The sequence below is a fragment of the Geodermatophilus sp. SYSU D01176 genome, from assembly GCF_054050015.1.
Window position 1 is genome coordinate 1 of sequence record NZ_JBJGYN010000109.1, and the last position, 1815, is coordinate 1815.

General features: G+C 62.6%; 1 protein-coding gene. It reads left to right on the forward strand.

Annotated elements, in window-relative coordinates:
* Positions 1-868: 868 nt before the first annotated feature.
* Positions 869-1693: a hypothetical protein gene (locus tag ACI78Z_RS24930; RefSeq protein WP_457039223.1), complete on the forward strand. Its 825-nt coding sequence runs from the start codon at positions 869-871 to the stop codon at positions 1691-1693.
* Positions 1694-1815 lie beyond the last annotated feature (122 nt).

The following is a 1815-nucleotide window of genomic DNA, read 5'->3' on the forward strand; positions in this document are numbered from 1 at the left end:
GCCCTTGCGGGCCACGGCGATCACGTCACGACGGAACTCCGCCGGGAACGGCTTGGGCACGATGCTGATCCTTCCAGCGAGGCCGCAGCCTCACAGGCAAGGAGTCAACCGAACCGGGGGCAGTCCCTCATCCTGCGGACCCTGAACAGGGCCGGCGTAGCGCGCCGTAACAGTTGCGACCAATAGACGCAGCAAGTGTCCCGATACGACAGAAGAAGACTGCACAGCCATGGAAGGACTAGTAGGTGCTCCCCGAGGCCAGCGACCCCTAAGAGAGCCGACGCTTTGCTACCGACGTGCTGAAGTTCCGGCCGGGGCTGGTCGAGACGTCCACCTCGATGTCTGGCGGCGCGGCACTCCACGCAGAGTCACAGGTCTACCGCCGACTAGGGGTGTAGCGCTACCATTCACGCCGCATGCTGACGGACTTAATAGCCACGCGGCCATATTCTGCGCGAGAGAGACGATAACGTCCTGCCTCGCAGCCGTCAGAGGGGGGGTGTGTCTTATGCCAGACGACGGAAAGCCTACGCCGAGAAGAGAAGTGTCGAGGTACGGCTGGGCTGTGGCAACCACATGGGGCCAGACCCTCAGGAGTGTAACTGGGCCCGACGCGCTCGCTAAAGCTCTTGGCGGGATGACTGGCGGAGCAATCGGCGACGCAATAGCCGACCTTCCCGGTCTCGTCGGCGGCACCTTGGCAGGCGTTGCCATGGAAGAGAGTCTAAGGGTATGGCTCGCGCAGAGCGGGCGCCGAGCGGAGAATAGGCGACGCCGATCCGAGGTCGAGCAAAGTGTGAGACGCGCCCTCAGGTCCTCGTTCCGGCCCGACCGGTTAGGGGAATTTTCATACGGGAGACGCAGGAAGGTGGGAGAAGGGATCGGTTGGCACCCTGATCACACCGGCGCTGCGCTCGGCAAGCCGCTCGGGCTACCAGTCAAAGAGCTGGCGCCTGTTGCTCAGACGACGAGCCTTCCAATCAATCTGGACAGCGATATCGTCGTTATCGGCGGGCCGAATGCGACGCCGTTCACCATGGTCGCGTGGGAGTTCACTGGTTCGGATACGCTGCAGCTTGGCCGTCGCAGCGACCCGACTCTGCCGCTGCGCTGGTATGGGCTATCCGATGCGACTGACAGCTCCATCCAGGGCGATACGCGCATCGGCTGGGAGATGGAAGGCGTTGGTCCTGTCGCAACCGTGAATTGGCCGCTGGTGGACGCCAAGAACGATGGCAGACTCAGGCGCCCGCGGCCCAGTGCGACTGGCATCACCATCAAAGGTCAAACAGCCTATCTGCCCGATGAGAACTGGCTACTGATAACGCGGCTGCCCAACTTCCTCCACTCAAAATTTCCAATTGAGTCGGGCTCGCGTGACCCGAGCTACTGGCCGAGCCTGCTTGTCATTGAGGCGGCCCACGGCGTCGGCACACGAGCAGCCGAGCTGCTGGCTGACCAGAACGCCTTGCCGATGCTGGAGGAATTGGAGACAGCCGTGAAGGGAGTGGAGTACTTCCAAGCCCTGTTCATCGTGTCAGACCTTGACCTTGAACGTGAGTTCGAGTGGACCTGGAAGGGCCCGAAGAGGAAGCGATTCCACCGCTTCAACACGATCGGGCTCGAGGATGTCGAACCACTCGACTTCGGCAGAGACCTCTTCCTGAAGGCTCACGAGCAGGCGGCGATCTGAAGTGACCCCCGTCGGCTGAACACCTCCAGACTTGGCATCAGCCAAGGAGGGAGGCCCCGTTGGGCCGACGGAGCAAGTACCCCGAGGAGTTCCGGCAGCGGGCAGCGCAGCTGGTCCTGGAC